At 63.4% G+C, this 21,163-nt stretch carries 21 protein-coding genes; 14 read left to right on the forward strand and 7 right to left on the reverse strand.

What is annotated here, in order from left to right:
- The first annotated feature begins 80 nt into the window (after window positions 1–80).
- From HZF05_RS05625 to HZF05_RS05650, 6 genes are all read left to right on the forward strand, one after another.
- Complete coding sequence (locus HZF05_RS05625; protein ID WP_160363392.1) at window positions 81–1,001, forward strand: DODA-type extradiol aromatic ring-opening family dioxygenase; 921 nt, start codon at window positions 81–83, stop codon at window positions 999–1,001.
- Window positions 1,002–1,004: 3 nt separating this feature from the next.
- Entirely contained in the window at window positions 1,005–2,006 is a 1,002-nt protein-coding gene (locus HZF05_RS05630; RefSeq protein ID WP_160363393.1) for a DODA-type extradiol aromatic ring-opening family dioxygenase, read from the forward strand.
- A gap of 111 nt (window positions 2,007–2,117) precedes the next feature.
- Complete coding sequence (locus HZF05_RS05635; protein ID WP_160363394.1) at window positions 2,118–4,463, forward strand: TonB-dependent receptor; 2,346 nt, start codon at window positions 2,118–2,120, stop codon at window positions 4,461–4,463.
- A gap of 76 nt (window positions 4,464–4,539) precedes the next feature.
- Window positions 4,540–5,934, forward strand: coding sequence for an MFS transporter (locus tag HZF05_RS05640; RefSeq protein ID WP_160363395.1), 1,395 nt, complete (start codon window positions 4,540–4,542; stop codon window positions 5,932–5,934).
- Complete coding sequence (locus HZF05_RS05645) at window positions 5,934–6,986, forward strand: aromatic ring-hydroxylating oxygenase subunit alpha (protein WP_160363396.1); 1,053 nt, start codon at window positions 5,934–5,936, stop codon at window positions 6,984–6,986. The genes HZF05_RS05640 and HZF05_RS05645 overlap by 1 nt, the downstream gene beginning before the upstream one ends.
- A 149-nt stretch (window positions 6,987–7,135) precedes the next feature.
- Entirely contained in the window at window positions 7,136–7,885 is a 750-nt protein-coding gene (locus HZF05_RS05650; protein ID WP_160363734.1) for an SDR family NAD(P)-dependent oxidoreductase, read from the forward strand.
- Window positions 7,886–8,036: 151 nt separating this feature from the next.
- Here the strand turns inward: HZF05_RS05650 and HZF05_RS05655 are convergent, their stop codons facing one another.
- Window positions 8,037–8,795, reverse strand: a complete 759-nt coding sequence (locus HZF05_RS05655; RefSeq protein WP_160363397.1) for an SDR family oxidoreductase — start codon at window positions 8,793–8,795, stop codon at window positions 8,037–8,039.
- A 166-nt stretch (window positions 8,796–8,961) separates the two neighbouring features.
- On the opposite strand from HZF05_RS05655, the gene HZF05_RS05660 reads away from it, so the two are divergent.
- Window positions 8,962–9,330, forward strand: a complete 369-nt coding sequence (locus HZF05_RS05660; protein WP_220129746.1) for a winged helix-turn-helix transcriptional regulator — start codon at window positions 8,962–8,964, stop codon at window positions 9,328–9,330.
- Window positions 9,331–9,362: 32 nt separating this feature from the next.
- Here HZF05_RS05660 and HZF05_RS05665 read toward each other — a convergent pair whose 3' ends face one another.
- Window positions 9,363–9,671: a DUF1330 domain-containing protein gene (locus tag HZF05_RS05665; RefSeq protein ID WP_160363399.1), complete on the reverse strand. Its 309-nt coding sequence runs from the start codon at window positions 9,669–9,671 to the stop codon at window positions 9,363–9,365.
- A gap of 129 nt (window positions 9,672–9,800) precedes the next feature.
- Here HZF05_RS05665 and HZF05_RS05670 point away from each other — a divergent pair, with 129 nt between their 5' ends.
- Window positions 9,801–10,715 (forward strand): AraC family transcriptional regulator, encoded by a 915-nt coding sequence (locus tag HZF05_RS05670; RefSeq protein WP_160363400.1) that lies wholly within the window; start codon window positions 9,801–9,803, stop codon window positions 10,713–10,715.
- 465 nt (window positions 10,716–11,180) lie between these two features.
- Here the strand turns inward: HZF05_RS05670 and HZF05_RS05675 are convergent, their stop codons facing one another.
- Both HZF05_RS05675 and HZF05_RS05680 read right to left on the reverse strand, forming a co-directional pair.
- Complete coding sequence (locus HZF05_RS05675; RefSeq protein ID WP_160363401.1) at window positions 11,181–11,393, reverse strand: hypothetical protein; 213 nt, start codon at window positions 11,391–11,393, stop codon at window positions 11,181–11,183.
- An 18-nt stretch (window positions 11,394–11,411) separates the two neighbouring features.
- Window positions 11,412–11,918 (reverse strand): TonB-dependent receptor domain-containing protein, encoded by a 507-nt coding sequence (locus tag HZF05_RS05680; RefSeq protein WP_160363402.1) that lies wholly within the window; start codon window positions 11,916–11,918, stop codon window positions 11,412–11,414.
- A gap of 155 nt (window positions 11,919–12,073) precedes the next feature.
- Between HZF05_RS05680 and HZF05_RS05685 the strand changes: the two genes are divergently transcribed.
- The 6 genes from HZF05_RS05685 to HZF05_RS05710 all read left to right on the forward strand — a co-directional run bounded on the left by HZF05_RS05685 (window position 12,074) and on the right by HZF05_RS05710 (window position 18,698).
- A complete protein-coding gene (locus HZF05_RS05685) occupies window positions 12,074–12,406 on the forward strand; it encodes a hypothetical protein (RefSeq protein ID WP_160363403.1) in 333 nt (110 codons plus the stop codon).
- Between the two features lie 294 nt (window positions 12,407–12,700).
- Complete coding sequence (locus HZF05_RS05690) at window positions 12,701–13,366, forward strand: aspartyl/asparaginyl beta-hydroxylase domain-containing protein (RefSeq protein ID WP_181638804.1); 666 nt, start codon at window positions 12,701–12,703, stop codon at window positions 13,364–13,366.
- 95 nt (window positions 13,367–13,461) lie between these two features.
- Complete coding sequence (locus HZF05_RS05695) at window positions 13,462–14,142, forward strand: response regulator transcription factor (protein ID WP_160363405.1); 681 nt, start codon at window positions 13,462–13,464, stop codon at window positions 14,140–14,142.
- A 119-nt stretch (window positions 14,143–14,261) separates the two neighbouring features.
- Window positions 14,262–15,539: a sensor histidine kinase gene (locus tag HZF05_RS05700; protein WP_343046839.1), complete on the forward strand. Its 1,278-nt coding sequence runs from the start codon at window positions 14,262–14,264 to the stop codon at window positions 15,537–15,539.
- Window positions 15,540–15,702: 163 nt separating this feature from the next.
- Window positions 15,703–18,003, forward strand: coding sequence for a TonB-dependent receptor (locus HZF05_RS05705; protein WP_160363406.1), 2,301 nt, complete (start codon window positions 15,703–15,705; stop codon window positions 18,001–18,003).
- 11 nt (window positions 18,004–18,014) lie between these two features.
- Window positions 18,015–18,698 (forward strand): phosphatase PAP2 family protein, encoded by a 684-nt coding sequence (locus HZF05_RS05710; RefSeq protein ID WP_246331611.1) that lies wholly within the window; start codon window positions 18,015–18,017, stop codon window positions 18,696–18,698.
- Window positions 18,699–18,793: 95 nt separating this feature from the next.
- Here HZF05_RS05710 and cofC read toward each other — a convergent pair whose 3' ends face one another.
- Genes cofC through cofE form a run of 3 tightly spaced genes read right to left on the reverse strand, consistent with a single transcriptional unit; the run spans window position 18,794 to window position 21,029 of the window.
- Window positions 18,794–19,360 carry a 2-phospho-L-lactate guanylyltransferase gene (gene cofC / locus HZF05_RS05715; RefSeq protein WP_160363408.1) on the reverse strand — a complete coding sequence of 189 codons (567 nt, stop codon included), beginning with the start codon at window positions 19,358–19,360 and terminating at the stop codon, window positions 18,794–18,796.
- Window positions 19,357–20,289, reverse strand: a complete 933-nt coding sequence (gene cofD / locus HZF05_RS05720) for a 2-phospho-L-lactate transferase (RefSeq protein WP_160363409.1) — start codon at window positions 20,287–20,289, stop codon at window positions 19,357–19,359. Before cofD ends, cofC begins: the two co-directional genes overlap by 4 nt.
- Window positions 20,286–21,029: a coenzyme F420-0:L-glutamate ligase gene (gene cofE / locus HZF05_RS05725; RefSeq protein ID WP_160363410.1), complete on the reverse strand. Its 744-nt coding sequence runs from the start codon at window positions 21,027–21,029 to the stop codon at window positions 20,286–20,288. Before cofE ends, cofD begins: the two co-directional genes overlap by 4 nt.
- Window positions 21,030–21,163: the final 134 nt, after the last annotated feature.

Raw genomic sequence — 21,163 nt, forward strand, 5'->3', positions numbered from 1 at the left:
AGCAAAGTATTATGCTGTCAACCCGAAGAGGGACGGCGTGGAGAAACAGGCGGCGAGCGCCGCGAAGATGAGGAGGCGGGATGCCGATCGTGCTCGGAGCGGGAGTGAGCTATTCGCCCCTGATGTACAGGCCGCGCGACCAATGGCCTGCCGTGGCAAGCTATCTGGTCGGGACCGTCGTGCAGCCGGCGCGCCGCGCGCTCGAGGGCGAGGCGCTGCTCGACGACTATGCGCGGCGAATCGATGCCGGATTGGCCGCGCTCGCAGGGGCGATAGCGGAAGCATCGCTCGACGCGTTGATCGTTCTCCACGCCGATCGCGGCACCGTATTCGATGCGTCCAACATCCCCCAGATGCACATCCAGGTCGGTGGGGAGATCTGGGGCGACCCGGCGATCGCCGCCCTCGACGAGCCTTCCCGTCGGCACAGCCACCTCTGCGACGAGGCGATCGCGGAGCTTCTGATCGAGGAACTCGTTGCGGCGGGCTTCGATGTCGCAGAAGCGCGTGGGGCGTTCAGGCCGATTGGCGATCCGCGCCAGGGAGCCGCCGCGGCACTCAGCGAGGCGGTGTCACGGTTGAGCGGGGGCGTGCCGATCATCCCGCTGCACATCAACTGTCATGTCGATCCCATGCCGACCGGTCGCCGGCTCGCGACGTTCGGCCGGGCGCTCGCGGCGGCGGCGGCGCTTGCCGACCGGCGCATCGGTCTGCTGGTCACGGGCGGCATGTCCGGCGATCCGGGCGGTCCGATGGCCGGGTGGATCGACGACGTCCTTGATCAGTGGATGCTGACCCGCCTCGTCCGGGGCCAGTCCCGGGAGATCGCAACGATCTGGGCGGCACGCTCGCGGACGCTTGAGGGAGGTTCCGGTGAGCTGCGTCTGTGGACGCTCGCCGCGGCCGCGTTCGAGGAGGCAGGCTGCCGGGCACGTGTCATCGACTATCTGCCGGTCCACCACGCCGCTGCCGGCATCGCCTTCGTCCGTTGGGAGAGCTGAGCCATGCCGATTACCTTGGGGATGGCATCGTCCCACTTTCCAAGCCTGTTCCAAGACAGCTTCGCGGGCTGGCAACGTTATTTCGAGGTGATCAGTGGCGGCATCCCACAACCGATCGAGACGTTCCGGCAGGACGAAGCGTGCGTCGCTGACTGGATCATGCGTCGCGATCGGGCCTTCGCCCGGCTACAGGCGGCCACCGCCCAGGCGGCGCCGGCCGCGATGATCGTCGTCGCCGGCGATCAGGACGAATGGTTCTCGCCCGCGAACCTGCCCAACGTGATGATCTATTCGGGCGAAGCGGGAATCGACGGCTTCCACAATTACGGCGATTTCGATGCCGACCCGCCACTACGCTTCTGGGAAGATGCGGGCCGCTTCGGCGTTCATATCGAGACGGCGACCGAACTGGCCGCCCACCTCCAGCGCACGCTCGTGGCGCAGGATTTCGATGTCGCGATCAGCCGCGCGATAAATCCGCAAGGGCGCCCCGAACGTCGTGCCCCGCATGCGCTGACGAGGCCGCTGCCGCTGATCATGCCAAAGCTCGACATCCCGGTGGTGCCGATCATCGTCAAGACGATCGAGCGATCCAAGGCCGTGCTGAGCGGCGAGCGCTGCCTCGCGCTCGGCCGTGCGATTGGCGAGATCTGCGCAGCGTGGCCGGAGCCGATCGCGATCTACGGCAGCGGCGGAATGTCGCACGATCCTTCGGGCCCGCTGTCGGGCTGGGTCGACGAGCCGCTCGATCGCTGGGTGCTGCGATGCCTGGAGGAGGGAGACCTCGACGCGCTGCAATCGCTTTTCTTGTTCCGCTCGGCGGCGACCGATTCGGGCACGGGCGAGCTTCGCACCTGGCTGGTGACGGCGGGCGCGATGGCGGCCGTACAGGCGCGTCATCGTTGCGAGATCGTCGATTATTTCCCGGCGCATATCGCAACTGCAGGCTGCGGCTGGGTGCTCTGGGACGAACACGCCAAAGGTGTAGCCGGTTATCGGACTTGATATGTTATGATGCCATAGCTTATGCTTGCATGACAAAATATCGGCGACTATAGCTCGTCTCCGAGGATTCGGATCGAGCCTGGCAAAGGCCGCGCGGAGAGGGGAAAGATCATGACGCAAGCGAGGCTTTATCGGAGCGGGGTCGCGCTCGGTGCCATCGTGGCTGCCGGAATTCTGGCGCCTGCTGGGGCTTTCGCGCAGCAGGCTGCAGGCGCGTCTGCGTCGGCGGCGAGCGCGGAAATCGTCGTCACTGCGCAGCGCCGCGAACAGCGGCTGCAGGATGTGCCGGTTGCGGTCGCCGTCGCCACCGGCGACACGATGCGCAAGGCCCAGATCACCGATTTCAACGATCTCGGCAATCGCCTGAGCGGAATCAAGGTCAACAAGGGCGGCCCGTCGGACGCGCTCAACATCCGCGGCATCGGCTCGGGGTTCAACATGGGCTTCGAACAGTCGGTCGCGACCTTCATCGACGGCGTGTACATCAGCCGCTCCCAGTCGACCCGCGCCGGTTTCCTCGATCTCGACCGGATCGAGGTGCTGAAGGGCCCGCAATCGACCTTCTTCGGCAGCAATGCGATCGCCGGCGCGCTCAACGTCACCACGCGCAAGCCGACCTCGACCTTCGAAGGTTATGCCTCTGGCCTCTATTCGCCGTCGGACGGCGAATATGACGTGCAGGCCGCGGTCGGCGGGCCGATCGGCGACGGCTTTTCGGCGCGGGCGGCGGCGCGCGTCTCCGGCATGGACGGCTATCTCTACAATTATCGCATCGACAAGAAGGGACCGGACAACCAGGATTTCCAGGGCCGGCTTGCGCTCCGCTATCAGGTGCCGGGCACGCTCGACATCAATCTGCGGTCCGACTTCACCCGTCTGCACGACAAGCATGACGAGATGCAGGAGGTGCTCAACTGTCCGCCCGCGCCCGGCTATGGCGCACCCCAGGCAGGCTGCGCGAGCTTGATTGCCGAAGGACATGCCGACAACAAGCTCGACTATCACACGGCTGCCGGCGATTCCTTTTTCTACCTGAAGTCCGTCAACAACGTGCTGAGTGCGGCCTGGACGACGGGCGCCGGCACACTGACCTCGACGACGGGCTATTACTGGCACGAAATCAACCGCTTCGTCGGCCAGGCGGTGCCCCAGTCCGCAGTGGTCGCCGTCCACAGCACCAGCGGCCTCCCGATCACCCAGCCCGAGCGGTTCCACTCGTTCAGCCAGGAGTTCCGCTTCGAGTCCGAGCGCGGCAAGTTCCTCGAATATACGCTGGGCGCCTATTACGACAATTCGCATCTGGTCGGATCGGAATCCTACGGCTTCTATTTCGCGCCGTTCGGTGCGCGCCTGCCGGGCGTCAGCCCGACCGAGCCGATCGCTCAACTGGTGACGGCCAACCAGCACCAGCAGAACCGCTCGGTGTTCGCTGCAGCGACGCTGCATCTGACGCACAAGCTGCGGCTCAACCTCGGCGCGCGCTACAGCTCGATCCACAAGACCAACGACCGCACCACGATCGTCGGCGAGGGCGATGACTACGGCCGCGTCATCCCCGGCACCGAACTGTCGCCGGCCGCAACCACGGCCTTCACCGCGATCGGCTTCCCGGCGGGCGACTACCTCGTCAAACATCGCACCGACGACAAGTTCATGCCGTCGATCAACGCGCAATATGACCTCACCCGCAACGTGATGGCCTATGCCTCCTACACGACGGGCTTCAAGGCCGGCGGCTGGGCGATCGGCAACGGCGTCGACTCGTTCGGGCCGGAATCGGTCAAGTCCTACGAGCTCGGCCTCAAGGCCTCCTGGTTCGACAAGCTGCTCACCACAGATATTGCGCTCTACGATGCGCGTTACAAGGATCTGCAGGAATCGACGACGGTTTACAGTGCCGCCGGCGTGCCCGTCTCGACGATCGCCAATGTCGGCAAGGCGCGGTCGCGCGGTGTCGATCTCGACGTCCGAGCCGTGCCGCTGCGGGGCCTGTCGATCACCGCGAGCCTCGGTTATCTCGATGCGCGCTATCTCGCTTATCCGAACGCGCCCTGCACACAGCTCCAGGTCGTTGCGCTCGGGAAAAGCTGCACCCAGAATCTCGCGGGCAAGCGCAAGGATTATGCGCCCGACTGGAGCGGCAGCGTCAACGTCGATTATAGCTTCGCGCTGACGGGCAATCTCAAGGCCGATCTCGCTGCCTGGGTCTATTTTACCAGCGGCTATTACCAGCAGCCGATTCACGATCCGCTCTATTACCAGTCCGGCTACGGTAAACTCGATCTGCGGGCGGCGATCAGCGACGAGCGCGATCGTTGGGAGATCGCGGTGATCGCGAAGAACGTGACGGACAAGGTGACGGCATCCTATCGTGCGAGTTCGACGGCATCGAACGCCGTGACGGCGATCGTCGATCGGCCGCGTTCGATCGCGGTCCAGGTATCGACCAAGTTTTGACGGTCTGTGGCGCGCCACGCAGATCCGACGGGGATGTCACGAGGGTGCGACGCGGGGCGTTGGGAAGAGGCGGCCGATGAGTACGGTGTTCGATTATTCGCGGCAGTTGCGCGACGGCGGCCTCAACCGCCGACAGCTGCTCGTCATCCTGATGCTGGGCGTGCTGGTCCTGTTCGACGGAATGGACAACCAACTGCTCGGACTGATCGCCCACGACATGAGCCACGATCTCGGCATCTCGATCGAGCGATTCGGCCTGGTCTTCTCCGCCGCGCTCGTCGGGGCGATCATCGGCTCGCTCACGATGAGCGCGCTTGCCGACCGGTGGCTCGGCCGCAAGCGGGTCGTCCTGATCGGCATGGGGCTTGCCGGTCTCTGCACGATGCTGACGGCGCGCGCCGAGACGCTGGACGGGCTGGTCGCCATCCGGCTCGTCACGGGGGCGGGTCTGGGGGCGGCGCTCCCCAACCTGATCTCGCTGGCCTCCGAATTCTCGCCCCGACGCGTATCCCGTCGCGTCGTCTCGCTGATGGTGGCCTTCGTGCCGCTCGGTTCGTTGCTTGGTAGTGTGCTGGCGAGAGCGGCGGAAGCAAGCGCCGGCTGGCGCGTCGTGCTGGCGCTGGCCGGAGGCGGAACGCTAGCTCTCACGCTGCTTGCCGCGATCATGGTGCCGGAGTCTATCTATTTCCTGGTCCGAACGGGCTGCGATCAGCGGCGCGCGGTGGCTGCCGTAGCGCGATTGTTCGCCGATCGCAGCGTGACGAGCGTCATCGTCGATGCGGATGATGTCGGCGCGCAGCGCAACAGCAAGCAACCAGTCGCCAGCCTGTTCGGCGCACCCTTGTGGCGGCTCACGCTGCTGTTCTGGCTCGGCTTCATCATGAACCAGGCGATCCTCTATTTCGTGATGAACTGGACGCCGTCGCTACTGCTGAAATCGGGCCTTTCGTCGAGTGCCGGCCTCAACGCCGCCGCGATGTTCGGCATCGGCGGCGCGCTCGGCACGCTGGGCCAAGGCTGGCTCGCCACGCGGTTCAACATCTACAAAGTGATGACCGCCGAGATCGCCCTATATATAGCGGCGATGCTGCTCCTGCCCGCATTGCTCGCGGCGGGCGTTGCGCCGATCCTGATCTTCGTCGTGGCGGCGGCGATCTGCGCCTACAATGCGGGCATGATGTTCCTCGTGCTCGAGACCTATCCCGAGACGATCAAAAGCACGGGCTATGGCTGGGCATTCGGTGTCGGCCGGATCGGCGCGAGCGGTGCGCCGGTGCTCGCGGGGCTCGCGCTCGCCAGGGGCTGGAACCCGGGTGAGGTATTCATGGCGGCGGCCGTGCCGGGGTTGGTGACGGGCATTGTCCTGCTGGGCCTTGGCCGGGCGATCGGCGAGCGATCGCGCCATGCTGCGGCGGATGGCGATGCCACGGGTTCGATCCGTCCCGAAGCATTCGCGTCTGGACGCCCCTGATGTCCTATCTTCGCAATTGCTGGTATCTCGCGGCCTGGTCCGATGAAGTCGCGGCGGGCGCCTTGCTCGCGCGACGCTTTCTCGACGAACCCATCGTAATTTTCCGCGACGGCGAGGGCCGGGTTCAGGCGCTGAACGATCGCTGCCCGCACCGCTTCGCGCCGCTCAGCCGGGGCAGGCTTGGGGATGGCGTTCTGTCCTGCGGCTATCACGGGCTCGCCTTTGACGGCTCGGGTCGATGCGTGCGCAACCCGCACGGACCCGTCGTCGGATCGATGGCGGTCAGGCGCTATGCGCTGGTCGAGGCCTATCGCGCGATCTGGATCTGGATGGGCGATGCGGACGACGCGCGGGTGGATCGTCTATGCGATCTGGGCTTCCTAGATGAAGCCCCTGACACGGCGTTCAGCAAGGGCTATCTGCACGGCGAGGGACATTATCAGCTGTTCGTCGACAACATTCTCGATCTCACCCATGCGGATTATCTCCACGCCGACACGCTTGGCTCGGGCGCCTTCACGCGCACGCGGGCCAGGATCACCGAGGCGGCGGATCGGATCACCGTCCTGCGCGATTGCCGGAACGAGGTGCCCACGCCCCTGATGCGCGTGTTCCGGGGCATTACCGAGGAGGATCGTGTCGACTATTGGAACACGGTCGAGTGGTTCGCGCCCGCGATCCTTACCCTCCGCGGGGGCAACCTGCCGGCTGGCGCTCCGCGCGATGGGACGCTCGACGCCATGGCCACGATGAACGTGCACATCTTCACGCCCGAGACTGCCCGCTCCACCCATTATTTCTTCGCCAGTACCCGTGACTTCGCGGTCGACGATGCGGAATTCAACGCCCGCTTCGCCGAGACGCGCTATCGGATCTTCACGACCGAGGACGAACCGATGATCGCCGCGCAGCAGGATCGGATCGGAGAGCGCGATCTCGCGGATCTGCAGCCGCTGATGCTGCGGATCGACGAAGGCTCCGTCAGGGTCAGGCGCAAGCTCCAGCAGATGATCGATGCTGAGAGCGCATCCGCCCGAATCCTGGACAAATGAGCGCCTGAACAACGTCGATCCACTTTCGATGTTGAAAACGGAACAATGATCCGTATATTGGCAGGCATACCGCTTCGACTGCGCGTGCCTGGGGCGCGAGCAGCAACGCAGCGGAGTTCGGACAGAAAACGAAGGATTGCGACGTGACCATGCAGAAGCTCGACCTGGCGGGTAAAACGGCGCTCGTGACCGGCGGCAGCCGCGGCATCGGCGCGGCTTGTGCGAGGCTGCTTGCGGAACGCGGCGCGGCCGTTGCTTTGACCTATTCCAAAAGCGCCGAGCCGGCTGACTCGCTCGTGAACGCGATCCTAAACGCCGGGGGAACCGCATTTGCCCTGAACGTGGATGCCGGGGATGCGAAAACCGTAAAGGCCGGGGTGCGCAACGCGGTCGATCAGCTCGGCGGTGCGCTCGACATCCTCGTCAACAATGCCGGGCTCGCCGAACACGGGGCCATCGGAGTCTTGTCCGACCAGTCGCTCGATCGGCAGATCGACGTCAATCTGCGTGGCGTATGGCACACGACCGCGGCGGCGCTCGATCATTTCCGCGACGGCGGACGGATCATCAATATCGGCAGCTTCTTCAGCGAGCGGGTGCCGTATCCCGGCGCCAGCGCATACGGGATGACCAAGCATGCCGTCGCTGGGATGACCAGGGGATGGGCGCGGGACCTGGCGTCGAGACAGATCACGGTGAATTGCGTGGAACCGGGCCCTATCGAAACGGACGCGAACCCTGACGAAGGCGCGCGCGCTGCAGCGATCAAGGCTGCGGTCCCGCTAGGGCGCTACGGACAGCCGGCGGAAGTCGCCGAACTCGTCGCCTTCCTCGCTTCGGCGGCTGCAGCGTACATCACGGGCGCTCAGATTCTGATCGACGGTGGTATGCTCGCTTAGCGTCGTGCCTCGAGGCACACGACGCGTATTCGCCCGCCGCTTATGATTTCACGGCCTGGCGACGTTGCGCCACCTGCGGCCGTCAACCTTGTCCGCGACGTAACGTGATGCTTGGCTGGCGCTCATTCGGATGCTGGGCGGAGCTGCCGAGTTACGGCCGTCCAACCTTGCCGAGTTGCCTGAAGATGACGCCTGGGGCGATCCTGCTGGCGATCTTGAGGATATTGCTCAGCCCCGGCCGGATTTCCACCTTGCCAGCCTCCACGCTGTCGATTGCGCGGCGAACGAGAACATCCACGGGCATACCCTTCTGTCCCTTCATCTCTTCGGCGAACTCATCCCGGAAGAGTGGCGTCTCGGTCGCGGGCGGCGCTAGTTCGACCACCGAGACGGTGCTCTTCTCCAATTGGACCCGCAGGCAGCGCGTGTAGGCGTGGATCGCGGCTTTGGCGGCCGAGTAAACGGGCGAGATTGGCATGGGCACGAACGCCAATCCCGAGGACACGTTGAGGATCAGCGCATCGCGCTGGTTCAAGAGATGCGGCAGGAATTGCTGCACCATGCGGATCGGGCCGTTCAGATCGACGTCGATCTCAAGCGTGACGTTCTCTATCGAGCGCTCTTCGCCGAGTTTCAGATTACGCATGATGCCCGCGTTGTTCACCAGCGTGTCGAGGCGGGGAAAGCGCTCGATCACGGTTTTGAACAGTGCGCGTATGGCGTCGGGATCGCTGACGTCGCTCTGGATCGTCTCGATTTCCGGAAAGCGGCGCTTGGCGTCGTTCAAAGCCTGCTCGTCCCGCCCGGTTATGATGATCACATTGGAGCGGGCGAGCAGCTGAACCGCCAATTCAAATCCGATACCGCTGCTGCCGCCCGTGATCAGGATCGTTCTGCCAGAGAGTTTCATGATGCCTGTCTTTCAAGAGAGACTGTCGGCACACATGTGATCGGCATACTCTCCTTTGGAAAGAAGGCACAAATTTGTGCCATACTTACCTGAGGGAGACAGTGAGATGGTGGGCAACGCCAAGTTCACGGTGAAGCAGATTGAGGCGGCAAAACGATACGCGGCGATGACCCCGCCGGTGGAAATCGATCCGCGCATAGAAGCGCTGGTGACCGACCTGATCGGCCGGGTGGCCGACAAATGGACCATGTTGATCCTGGAGGCCCTTGCGGATCAAGGAACGCTTCGCTTCAGCCGCCTCCGTGAAGCTGTCGGCAATATCAGCCAGAAGATGCTGACGCAGACATTGCGCGCCATGGAGCGGGATGGCCTCGTCAACCGGACCGTCTACCCCGTCGTACCGCCGAAGGTCGAATATGCGCTCACCGATCTCGGGGTGACACTGGGGGCGGCCTTCTGCGGCGTGTGGATATGGGCAAGCGAGAATCTTTTGGAGGTCGAGCGGGCCCGAACGGCCTTCGACAAAAGAGACTGAACGCCCTATCTAAGACAGCTATTCCTCCCGGATCAGCTTCCCGAAACAGCAAGGCTCGGTACGATCGTGACCCGCATCTTTGCGCTCGCCTGCCGCAATGCGTTGAGCGGTTGATACGCGTCGCTTTCGAACCATGCGCGAAGGGCAATTTCCGAGCGCCAACGTTGGATGACGAGCGGGCCGAAGCCCGGCTCGTCATCGACCGGCTTGCTCCCTCGGCCGACGAGCTCGCCGCCTCGCGCCCCGATCAGCGCACTGGCCTCCCGGACGTAGCGTTGAAATCCGGCCGGATCTTCAACAGAAAGAACCTCGACCACCACGAACACCGCTTCATCCGCCATCGCTCAACTCCACCCGCTCGCGAAACGAGGTCACGCCCTTCGATCGCTGCCGATTATGGACTGAGGCTAGCCGAGGTTCGACAGACGATCTATGCGTCAACGTCCGTCTTTTGTATGAGGTCGTCCAGCATGGATCCTCTATCGGACGTCATTTCAGCCTTGGAGCTTCGGAACCACCTTGTCGGAGGGTTCGCCGCCGGCGGTCGATGGTCGGTCAGCTTCGAGGCTCACGAGGGTGTCAAATGCTACGCCGTCGCCTCGGGCGGATGCTGGATCATGGTCGATGGCGCAGAGAGAGCGGTTCGGCTGGAGGAGGGGGATTGCTTCCTGCTTCCTCGTGGGCAGCCGTTTCGGATCGGCAGCGATCTGGATGATCCATCCGACGATTGGAAACGTCACTTCTGCACCGCGGAGGACGGGTCCCTCGTCACTTTGAACGGCGGCAGCGAAGTGACCGTCCTTGGAGGGCATTTCAACCTCGTCGGGCCACAGGTGGAGATGCTCTACGGTATCCTGCCGCCCATCGTTCATCTGCACCGACCCGGAGAGCGCGAAGCCCTGCGCTGGGTGTTCGACCGCCTGCGCCAGGAACTGAAGGATCGTAAGCCGGGGGGCTTTCTGATGGCGCAACAACTCGCCGCCATGATCCTCATCCAGGCGCTCCGCCTGCACCTGGACAGGTCGAACGGGGTCGGATGGTTTTCTGCTCTTTCAGACCCGTGCACGGGCGCCGCCATCGCGGCGATCCATCGCGAGCCTGCGCGGCGGTGGACGGTGGCGAGTCTGGCGCTCGAGGCGGGTATGTCACGATCCAGCTTCGCGGCGCGCTTCGTGCAACTCGTCGGTGATGGTCCGATCGAATACCTGACACGCTGGCGGATGATCCTGGCCGGGCGGAGGCTGACACGCGGCGAGCCTCTGGACAACGTGGCCTATTCGCTGGGTTACAAATCTCCGAGCGCGTTCAGGGCCGCGTTCAAGCGAACAACCGGCCGAACACCCCGCCATTACGCCTTAACAGCGCGCGAGGTGTTCAGCGGATAACTCGGGGAGAACCGCACGATCAACGTCCTAATTGTCCATAGGCCCAACCAGGCGAGCCGGTTGGCGAAGTTCGATCCGGCCATCGTATCCCGTCAACCAACCTTTTCGGGAAAGGCAGCTACGGCCGGCCGTCCTCTTAATCCGTTCGTTTTAAGTAGGCAGGTTGGTGGTGTCGGAAATCGAAACGATTGATCTCAAATCAGGCCTACTACTACTGGACGCCTCTAGCCGGGGGTACGCAGCCTGTCGAACCGAACAAGGCCGTGCTCATCTTCGATCAATTCGGTTGAGCGGATGGATCGAAGAGGGAAAGGCGGTTTAAGACGCGAACTACCCTCCAAGCGCAATGGTCGGAGGGTAGCTCGTGATCTCCGATAATGGGTATCGCCTATTTTTTAAAATTGTACCCCAGCCGAACACCAATCGTCCGCGGCCTGAGCGTTGTCGCCCGCGCATTGATGAACTCTACAGGGTGCAAATAGATGATCGAGTTGCCGAGTATAGGCCCTTCTTGAGCTCGACCGCGAGGTTCACGTTGTTGTACGTATCGGTGAAGCCGTAGGCCGGATTCTGTACGCCGGGTTGCCCGAGGATATTTCGCAGAGCGTTCGGAAAGGCGCTGACATGCTCGATCGTCGCGCGGAAATCTCCGTGGATGTCGTGCAGGTCGAAATTCACCGGGGCGTAGGCAGCCCCCTAGAATTTCGACGCCGAAAGGCGATCGCCCTTCACCGCGCCGGAGATCGAAGCCTGCTCGGCAGTAAGCTTGGTGATCTCCGTGCCGCCATAGGAGCCGTTGGCGCCGAACGAGAACAGCTTGTTCGGGTTCGATGCCAGGTCGAATTCGATGCCGCGGCTCCTGGCGCCGCCGATATTAGTCGCAAACTGGATCTGGTCCGACACCCGGTTCGCGTTGACCTCGATATTGTTCCAGGTGATGTAGTAGAGTGAAACGGCGGCGTTGAGCGGTCCGTTGAAGAAGCGACCCTTGGCGCCAACCTCGTAGTTGGTCAGCTTGTCGGACGTCGCGCCGGCCGGAATGGCGATGTCGTTCGGATTGACCTGGCTGACATACCCGACATTAGCGTTCTGGTAGGGCGCGCGATATCCGGTCGATATCGTGGCGTAGGTCGTTATCTGATTGCTCGGCTTGAACGAGACGCTCGCCTCGAAGGACGGGCGGCTCCCCTTGATCTTGGGCAAAGTCGTCGGCGTGAAGGGTGAGGTCGCAAGCGGCCCCGGAATGCCGAACAGCGCCTGGACGATATAGGAGGAATCAACCTGTTACGCGCGGGCTACCTCCTGCTGACCATCGGGCTCGGCTGACAATCTGGCCGGAGATTCTCGATCTCAGCTATATGCTGGCGCTGATGCGGGGTGTGATCATCAGTATGCTCGGAGCGGTCGGCATCGTGGTACTGCTTGGGCTGCGCTACCCACTGCAAACGCTGCCGCTGCTTTTCTTCGGAATGACCTGGAAAGCGATCTGGCTGATCCGCGTTGCGCTACCGCTTTGGCTTTCTCACGCTTGCTGCCAGCGCCGCCATGGCAAGCGCCATCCTGATGGCCGCTATATTCCCCTTCGTCGTGCCGTGGGACCATGTCTTCCGGAATTGCGTCCTGAGAGCCGACGATCCCTGGAAGACACGCTCGGCTGTCCACGACGCCGAGTGAGCCGTCTGACCAGATAGGATCAGGCCGCGGCAGGCCGAAAGTGCGGCCCGGTACGCTCAAGTTGCTGGTGTTCGATCTGATTTCCTGATCAAAGCGATTGCAGGGGCTGGCAAATGGCGGTCACCTCCGCCAGATACACTGATTCCGCTCGATGCCCGGTATGGCTCGATATGGCACGATGGCGCCGAAACATTCCGGGGACATGGCAGAACCTTATGACCGACGTTTCCGTCAAGCGATCTGGCTCCGCATTCCTCCGGTTTGGCAAGAAATTACGCCCGACGTTGAACAGCTGGATCGAAGCAGCGTCGTTGATCCCGACGACGCCCATCCTCGATCCATCGCTGCTCGCATGGACCGAGCGATTGGCGTCGGAGTGGCGGACGATCCAGGCCGAGTGCGACCTGCTGCTCGGCGAGCGCGACGCGATTCCCTCGCTGGGCCGGATCGCGTCCTACCACCGCCGCATCGCGCCCGACGACAAATGGCGCAGCTTCTTCTTCGAGGCGCACGGTTACGAGGTCGTCTCGAACCGGGCGCGTTGCCCCGCCACGGCGGCGCTGCTCGACACGATCCCGGATCTGGTCACCGCCTTCTATTCGGTGATGGACGCCGGGACCCATGTTCCCCGTCATCGGGGCTTCAGCAAGGGACTGCTCAACATCCATCTCGGGTTGCGCATTCCCGGCAAGGCCGGCGATTGCCGTATCCAGGTCGCCGATCAAAATCACGGATGGGGGGAAGGCGACCTGCTGATGTTCGATGAAAGCTTCCACCATGAAGTCTGGAACGACAGCGACAGGCCGCGTGCAGTGCTTTTCATCCAAGTCATGCGGCCGATGCGCTGGCGCGGCCGACTGCTGACACGTGCGACGATCGCCGTCGTCAACCGCACCAAATACGTTCAGCAGGCGCGGCGCTCGATCGGCGCGACCCCCAAGCGCTTCGCCCAGCGATCTCGGGGGGAGGGGCGTTGAACGAGGTCGCACCAATGTGCACGGAGGCCGCACGCCTGGCGTGACATCAATCCGTCATACAAGCTGTCGATGAGATGCGCGCGTAGGGGTACGCCATGCATCTTCTCATTGTCGAAGACGATCATGTCATCGCGGATCACATCGTGTCCGGACTCGGCCATATCGGGCATAGCGCCACGCTCGCCCGGACGGGCGCGGAGGCGATCAAGGCATGGACCGAGCGATCGCATCACGCCGTGGTGCTTGACCGGATGCTGCCGGACATCGACGGCATGTCGGTCATCGACCACATGCGCAGCAGCGGCAGTACCACGCCGGTCCTGATGCTGAGCGCGCTCGGATCGGTGAAGAACCGGATCGAGGGATTGCAGAGGGGCGCGGACGACTACCTCGCCAAGCCTTTCAGCCTCGACGAGCTTGCCGCCAGGCTCGATGCGCTGGTCCGGCGGGGCACGTCGAGGCCTGGAAAGATCGGCCTCGAAGTGGGAAGCCTCCAGCTCGATGCGAGCAGCCATCGCGCATCCTTTCGCGGCAAGACCGCAGCGCTCAACCGCAAGCAATATTCCCTGCTCGCGCACCTCATGAGCAATGCAGACCGCATCGTCACGAAGGCGATGCTGCTCGAAGCCGTCTGGTCCTATTCCTTTTCGACCGCGACCAACATCATCGAGAGCAACATGAGTCGGCTGCGGACCGGGTTGCAGGAGATCGGGTGCGACCCGATCGAGACGCAGCGCGGCGCCGGCTATATCTTGCGGTCCGAACGGTGCGCTTGATCAGCGACGCGTTGGCGCGACCCGCACGCCTCGGCCGGCTCGCAATACAGTTTGGCCTGGCCTTCGCCATCGCCATGATCGCGATCGGGGTAATCGGATTCGGGCTTGCGGACCACTGGGTGTCGAGTCGCATCGACCAGTCCCTCACCTACCATGCGGACAAATATGTCGCGAAGGTGGAGGGTGACCCTTCCGCCGAAATGCATCTCCAGGCAGCGATCCTGGAATGGCAGCACCGCAAGGTACTCAGCGAGCGGACCTACATCCTGTTCGACCGGAACGACAGGCGGATCGCCGGCCGTCTCGATATCAGGCCGCCGCCCGCCGGCTTCTCCTACGTTCATTTCACGGGCGGCGGACGGCACGTCGAGGAGGGACGCGCGCTCGCGAAGCGGCTGCCAAGAGGCGGACTGTTCGTCGTCGTCCAGCACAGCGAAGCGGCCGAAGGGTTGCACGCGATCCTCCCCTGGGCGGTGCTGGCGATCTGTCTGGTAGCCTTGGTGCTCGGCGTGTCGGCGACGTTTCTCTTCGCCAAGCTGACCGCCGAACGTCTGTCCGAAACACAGCATATCGCAGCCGCCATCGCAGCCGGCGACCTGAGCCGCCGGATTCCGATGGATCGGCTCGACGGGATGTTCGCCGAGCAGGGCGAGAGCCTCAACCAGATGCTCGATCACATGGAGGAGCTGGTTCGGGCGCAGCAGCTCTTCTCCAGCAATCTGGCACACGACCTGCGAACGCCGCTGATGCGCCTGCGCAGCCTGCTCGAAACCGCGTCTCGGGATGATCAGGTGACCTTTCCCTCGCTCCTGGAGCGCGCCGAGCGCGAATGCACTTCGATCATCAACATCTTCGATGCGCTTCTTCGGCTCGCCGAAATCGAGACCGGACAGCATCCGACCGCGATGGCTCAGGTCTCGTTGCGGCCTTTGCTGGAGGACATCGCGGACACGATGGAGCCCGTGATCAACGATTGCGGCGGCACCCTCGCGGTCCGTCAGCTCGACGATGTCACGATCACGGGCGACCCGGACCTGATCAACCAGCTCATGATCAACCTCATCGAAAACGTCGCGACCCATACGCCTCGAGGAACAAACGTCACCCTGGCGCTCGAGAGCGGTGAATCCGGTGCGATGATCACCGTGTGCGATGACGGACCCGGTCTCGCGACGGGAGACTTCGTGCGGATCACCAAGCCGTTCGAGCGGGGCAGCGCCGCGTCGGCGCGGACGGGCAGCGGCCTCGGCCTGGCGATCGCGAGCGCCATCGCCCGCTTCCATCGCGGCAGTCTCGAACTTGTCGACGCATCGCCTGGTCTTGAGGTGAGGGTAAGGATCCCGGCGAACGACGATCAGAACGCCTCGGTTCGGGGCGGAATGCCACGCGCTTCCTGAACGCGCCCGCGCATTCGGCGGATATCGTCACTTCCTCGTATAGGATTGCAAATTTACAAGGTTGCAGATGTGCAAGGTTCGAGGCCGAATTCGTGCCGAACTGTCACGGACCGTTCCTACCCCGCAGCCCAACACTGCACCAACTGCTCGGGGACAACACGACATGACCGCTTTCCGCTGGCGACCGCATACCTCCCGATTTGCGTCGGTCTTCGCATTGACGATCGCTCTCGCGAGCCAGGGCGCGCGCGCCGCCGACGCGCCGCCGGGCACTCCCGACAACGGCATCGCCGAGGGCTCGGACATTCTGGTGACCGCTACCAAGGCGAACGAGATCGCGCCGGTGACGGCGTCGCTCAAGGAAACCCAGCCGGCCTCGATCGTATCCCGCTCGTTTATCGAAGATTCGCTGCCGGCAAGTGCTGATTTCAACCAGATCGCGCTGATCTCGCCATCGGTGAGCAATTCGGGTGCCACCAATGGCGTCGGCCTGAACGAATCCAAGACCCAGATCCGGGGTTTCCAGGACGGGGAGTACAACATCACCTATGATGGCGTCCCGTTCGGCGACACCAACGACCCCACCCACCATTCCAACACCTTCTTCCCCTCGAACACGATCGAGACGCTGGTGGTGGATCGAGGCCCCGGCAATGCCAGCCAGCTCGGCCAGGCAACGTTCGGCGGCAATATCAACATGTTCTCGCGCGAGACCCGCGCCGATCCCTCGGTCGAGCTCAAGGGCACCTACGGCAGCTTCAATACCTACATGTTCCGGGGCGTCGCCCAGTCGGGCGCGATCGACAAGCTCGGTGGCACGGAGTTCGCCCTGTCCGGCCAGTATATCAAGACCGACGGGCGCCTAACCTATTCGGGCTACAACCAGAAGAATCTCTTCGGCAAGGTGATGATCCCGATCGGATCGAGCGTGAAGCTGACCCTGCTGTCGACCTACAACAAGAACCACTTCAACCAGCCCGACAAGGACGGCTCGACGCTGCAGGAGGTCAATGCGTTCGGCAAGGATTACAGCTTGAACAACGATCCGACCAGCCTGAGCTATTACAAGTACAATGTCACGACGAAGACGACCGACTTCGAGATCGCCAAGCTCGATGCGGAGATCGCACCCAATTCGGTATTCACCAACACCGCCTATACATATTATTACGACAACGAGACGCTGAGCGGCGCCAACGCGACGACGATGCCGACGGGCGTAGTAAATCCCAAGGGCGTGAAGCTCGCCGACGGCACGTCGGCGCCGGGCGTCCCGGGCTATACGAAGACCAACAAATATCGCGTCTGGGGCGACATCCCGAAGATCAGGGTCGACTTCGGCCTTGGTGCGCTGACCGCCGGCCTCTGGCTGGAGCATAGCGACACCTTCCGCCAGCAGACCGACGTCAACCTGCTGACCGGTGGCTTCAACTATTCCGAGAAGGCGAAGACCAATCCGGTGACGGGCGCCAAGACACCGCAATATGTGAAGTTCAACCAGAATTCCGAGGGCAACCATACCGAGGAGTTCGTCGAACTGGAGCTGCGCCCGATCGCTGGGCTCACGATCACGCCGGGTTTCAAGCATGTCGATTTCGAGCGAAAGGTGAATGCGCTCTATAACCAGACGACACGCTACGCCGAGGCGTTCAGCCATGACTATCAGAAGAACCTGCCGTTCGCGACGATCAACTACGCGATCACGCCGCAGGTTTCGGTCTATGGCCAATATGCCAAGGGCTTTCTCGCGCCGTCATTGACTGTTCTCTATGTTGCCAGCCCGAACAACTCGACCGTGAAGCCGCAGACATCGACCAACTATCAGGCCGGCGCCGTCTACCACGGCTCGCGTCTCAGCCTCGATGCGGACGCCTATTACATCGACTTCAACAACAAGTTCCAGAGCAGGACAGTGACGCTCGATGACGGGAGCACGGACACCGCCTGGTACAATCAGGGTGGCGTGATCTACAAGGGCGTGGAGGGGCAGGCGACCTATGTGGTCGGTCACGGCCTCGCGGTCTTCGCCAACGGCTCCCTGAACTATGCCAAGGAGAAAACCACGCATATCCAGGTCGCCAACGCACCCAAGGCTACGGCGGCGGGCGGCATCCTCTACAAGTCTGGCCCCATCCGCCTCTCGCTGATCGACAAGTGGACCGGCCCCCAATATGCGATCAACGAAACTTTCGATCCCGTCACCGGCCTCAATTCGGTTGCGGCGAAAGACGGCGGCCGTGTCGTGCGCATCGCATCCTACAACACGACGATCGTCGCGGCGAGCTACGAGTGGCGTAACCTGAGAGTAGGTGTGGAAGTGACCGATCTGTTCAACACGACTAAGATCACCAATCTCGGCCTGTCGGGCGCCGCCGATCCGGGCAGCGCCTACAACCAGACGGGCGACCAATTCTACTTCCAGCCCGGCCGGCAGATCACCGGCGACCTGACGGTGCGCTTCTGATGCGCCGTCTCATGCTTCTCGCCGCCGCCACGATGCTCGTGGCGGCCAAGCACGCGCCGCAAGGCCCGCTGCTGCTCAATCCCGGCAATTTCGATCCGGCGCTGCTGCTTCCTGAGCCGCCAAAGGACGATACCGCGCTTGGCAAGGCGGAACTCGCCCAGCTTCATGTCATCGACAGGATGCGCACGCCCGACGAGTTGGCACGCGCCAAGGCGGACGACGCCGTAAAGAGCGTCTCGATCTTCACGGCGGTCATGGGGGCGCGCTTCGATCTCGAGAAATTGCCGGCGACGAAGGCTCTTTTCCACACCGTCAGGGAAGAAGAAAAGGCCGCAGCCGACCGGGCCAAGGACCACTTCAAGCGCAATCGCCCGTGGGTCACCGATCCGTCGCTGCATCCGTGCGCCACCGACGACGAGCCACAGAGCAGCTATCCGAGCGGGCACGTCACTATGGGCTTCTCGATGGCTGCGATCCTGGCTCGCCTCGTGCCGGCCAAAGCCCCGGCGATCATGGCCCGCGCTGCGGACTATGCGCACAATCGCCTGGTGTGCGAGGTCCACTTTCCGGGCGATGTGACTGCAGGCGAGGCTTACGGGCTCATGGTTGCGGAGCGATTGATGGAGCAGCCGTCATTCCGATCGGAATTCGATGCCGCGAAGCTGGAGCTCGAGCAGGCCGGGGCCGCAGGCTGAAACCGGCCGTTCGACAAAGAGAGCCCAAGCGTTGACGTCGGCAGGAGCTGCAGCACCTGCAGGCCGGAAAATCAGGCCCTGCGTTCAACGCCGATCTACGGGAGGACGAACCCTCCGGCGATCGCACGATCGAGATCGTCCGGCGTATCGCAGTCCAGCGACAGTCCGAGCCGCCCGACGCTCGTGAGCTTGATGCCCGGCGTTGCACAGTGGCGGGCGAAGCTGTGGGCGCCGAACTGAAAAGTCAGGGGAGCCGGCCGAGCCATCGCCAGAGCGTTCGTGCCTTCGCCATGGCGATCGGGCGCGATGGAGCAACCGGTTTCCTCGGCCATATCGAGCAGGAATTCCAAATCGCCCGGCTCCACGAGCGGCAGATCGGGGTGGATGACCACGAGCGGCGTTTCCAAAAGGGAGCGCGCCGCCTCAAGCTCGGCATTGAGACCGCGATTGCGATCCGGGATCCAGCGTTCGTTCCAGCCCACGGGCGGCGCGTCCGTCAGCAGGGCGATCGAACCGATCCGCGGCACCGCGTGCAACGCTGTTGTCAACCTCCCGAGCAGCGCATGGCTCAACGCGATCCGGTCGTTTAGCGCAAGCCGCGCCGCCAGGCGGCTCTTGCGGGCAACTTCCGCCTTGAGCGGGACGAGCGCGGCCCAGGTCAAGCGCGTAGCGCGTCCGCCAGCGCAATGGCCGCACGGGCGACCCTGATCCGATCGTTGAGGCTCTGCATCAGTGTGTCCGCAAAAGCGTGCGCCACCGGCAGATCGATCGGCGTATCGCGCTCGTCGACGAGGAGCCCATCGATCACGTCTCGATAGTGGTCGGCGATCGATCGATGGTTCACTGCGATGCCGAGCTCGCGCATTAGCTTGGCCGTCGGCCCCTTTACGGCCTCTCCGCCGATGATCGGCGACACAGCGACGACAGGAACGGTCGTCTGTACCAGCGCCTCGCGGATACCGGGCACCGCCAACACCGGATCGACGCTCAGAAACGGGTTTGACGGAGCGATCAGCACGGCCTTGTTTGTCGGATCGGTGATCGCTTCCAGAACACCCGGCGCCGGCACGGCTGCTTGCGCTCCTTCGAAACGCACGGCTTTCACAATCGGCTCGCATCGCCGAGCTACGAAATAGCGCTGGAAGGGGAGGGTGCCTTCGTCCGTATCCACCATCGTTGCGACAGGATGGTCGCTCATCGGCAGGATAGTCGTGCCGATATCCCACGCGCGCGCCAATCGGCCGACGATCGCGGACAGCGGCTCACCGTGCCGCAGCGCATGGCTACGCAGCACATGCAAGGCCAGATCGCCGTCGCCGAGCGCGAACCAGTCTTCGCCGCCCAATTCGCGAAGCGCGGCCAGAAAGCCCCAGCTCTCGTTCTCACGGCCCCACCCCTGGGCGGTGTTGGCCTTTCCGGAGAGCGTGTACAGCAAGGTGTCGATATCCGGCGAGATCGACAGGCCGAGATGGACGAAATCATCGCCCGTATTGACCACCGCGACGATGTCTTCCGGCGGCATCATGCGCGACAGTCCGAGAACCAGCTTGGCTCCGCCCACACCGCCGGTCAGGACGACGACACGGCTCATCGGAACAGATCCTCTTCGAGCGGGCGAACGAGCGCGCTTGCCGGCGAGTTGGGGCCGCTCCATCGGACGCCGCGGATGAGCGCGGCGGGCACTCCCTCCGCGCCTTCGCCCATGGCGAGCCCGGCAGCGGTTGCGATCATGTCGCCAAGCGCGATCTGCGTCACCTCGAGCCGCCGCCCGTCGCGGTCGAGGTCGCCGCGGCGATCGATCAGCGATGGCATGCCCGCCACACCGATGGCGACATTGACCACGCCGTGGCGCCAAGGTCGTCCAAAACTGTCCGAGATGACCACAGCACAGCGCTTTCCGAGTGATACCCACAGTCTCTCGGCCGAAGCGTCGCTGTCCTCCGGCAGCAAGAGCGCCTGTTCGCCTGTCGCGCTGCCAATGTTCGAACGGTCGATGCCGGCATTGGCCATGACATGGCCAGCGCGTTGCCGCGTGATCAGCACGTTGGGCACCGAGCGCAGCACTTCGCTCGATTCGCTCAGCACGAGCTCGACGAGTCTGGGATCCTTCCCTGTCTGCTTCGCAAGCGCGACCGCCCGTTCGCCTGGCACCACGGCTGACAGGTCGGCGAAGCGGTTTTCCGCCTTGGACACGATTTTCTGAGTGACCACGAGCACGTCGCCGGCCGTCGGTTCGATGCGGGCCTCGTTGAGCGCCGCAATCAGGACAGCAGCGAGATCACTCCCCGGCAAGACCTCGCCGATGTCGGTAAGCGGCAGGATTTCGATCATGACCGGTGCGCGACCCTCGTGCCCATTGTTCGAGCGGCCTCCTGTGACGCCGATCCTGTCCCGTCAACCCGACAGGCCCGCGGCAGGATTGCAACGCGGCTCTTCCGATCCGTCGGATCACGGAAATGATCACC

It is taken from the genome of Sphingomonas chungangi (assembly GCF_013778325.1).
GTDB lineage: Bacteria > Pseudomonadota > Alphaproteobacteria > Sphingomonadales > Sphingomonadaceae > Solisphingomonas > Solisphingomonas chungangi.

Bases quoted from the DNA above. Each gene is read 5' to 3' on its own strand.
- HZF05_RS05625 (WP_160363392.1), top strand. From the start codon at position 81: ATGCCGATCGTGCTCGGAGCGGGAGTGAGCTATTCGCCCCTGATGTAC.
- HZF05_RS05630 (WP_160363393.1), top strand. From the start codon at position 1,005: ATGCCGATTACCTTGGGGATGGCATCGTCCCACTTTCCAAGCCTGTTC.
- HZF05_RS05635 (WP_160363394.1), top strand. From the start codon at position 2,118: ATGACGCAAGCGAGGCTTTATCGGAGCGGGGTCGCGCTCGGTGCCATC.
- HZF05_RS05640 (WP_160363395.1), top strand. From the start codon at position 4,540: ATGAGTACGGTGTTCGATTATTCGCGGCAGTTGCGCGACGGCGGCCTC.
- HZF05_RS05645 (WP_160363396.1), top strand. From the start codon at position 5,934: ATGTCCTATCTTCGCAATTGCTGGTATCTCGCGGCCTGGTCCGATGAA.
- HZF05_RS05650 (WP_160363734.1), top strand. From the start codon at position 7,136: ATGCAGAAGCTCGACCTGGCGGGTAAAACGGCGCTCGTGACCGGCGGC.
- HZF05_RS05655 (WP_160363397.1), bottom strand. From the start codon at position 8,795: ATGAAACTCTCTGGCAGAACGATCCTGATCACGGGCGGCAGCAGCGGT.
- HZF05_RS05660 (WP_220129746.1), top strand. From the start codon at position 8,962: ATGACCCCGCCGGTGGAAATCGATCCGCGCATAGAAGCGCTGGTGACC.
- HZF05_RS05665 (WP_160363399.1), bottom strand. From the start codon at position 9,671: ATGGCGGATGAAGCGGTGTTCGTGGTGGTCGAGGTTCTTTCTGTTGAA.
- HZF05_RS05670 (WP_160363400.1), top strand. From the start codon at position 9,801: ATGGATCCTCTATCGGACGTCATTTCAGCCTTGGAGCTTCGGAACCAC.
- HZF05_RS05685 (WP_160363403.1), top strand. From the start codon at position 12,074: ATGCTGGCGCTGATGCGGGGTGTGATCATCAGTATGCTCGGAGCGGTC.
- HZF05_RS05695 (WP_160363405.1), top strand. From the start codon at position 13,462: ATGCATCTTCTCATTGTCGAAGACGATCATGTCATCGCGGATCACATC.
- HZF05_RS05705 (WP_160363406.1), top strand. From the start codon at position 15,703: ATGACCGCTTTCCGCTGGCGACCGCATACCTCCCGATTTGCGTCGGTC.
- HZF05_RS05710 (WP_246331611.1), top strand. From the start codon at position 18,015: ATGCTTCTCGCCGCCGCCACGATGCTCGTGGCGGCCAAGCACGCGCCG.
- cofD (WP_160363409.1), bottom strand. From the start codon at position 20,289: ATGAGCCGTGTCGTCGTCCTGACCGGCGGTGTGGGCGGAGCCAAGCTG.
- cofE (WP_160363410.1), bottom strand. From the start codon at position 21,029: ATGATCGAAATCCTGCCGCTTACCGACATCGGCGAGGTCTTGCCGGGG.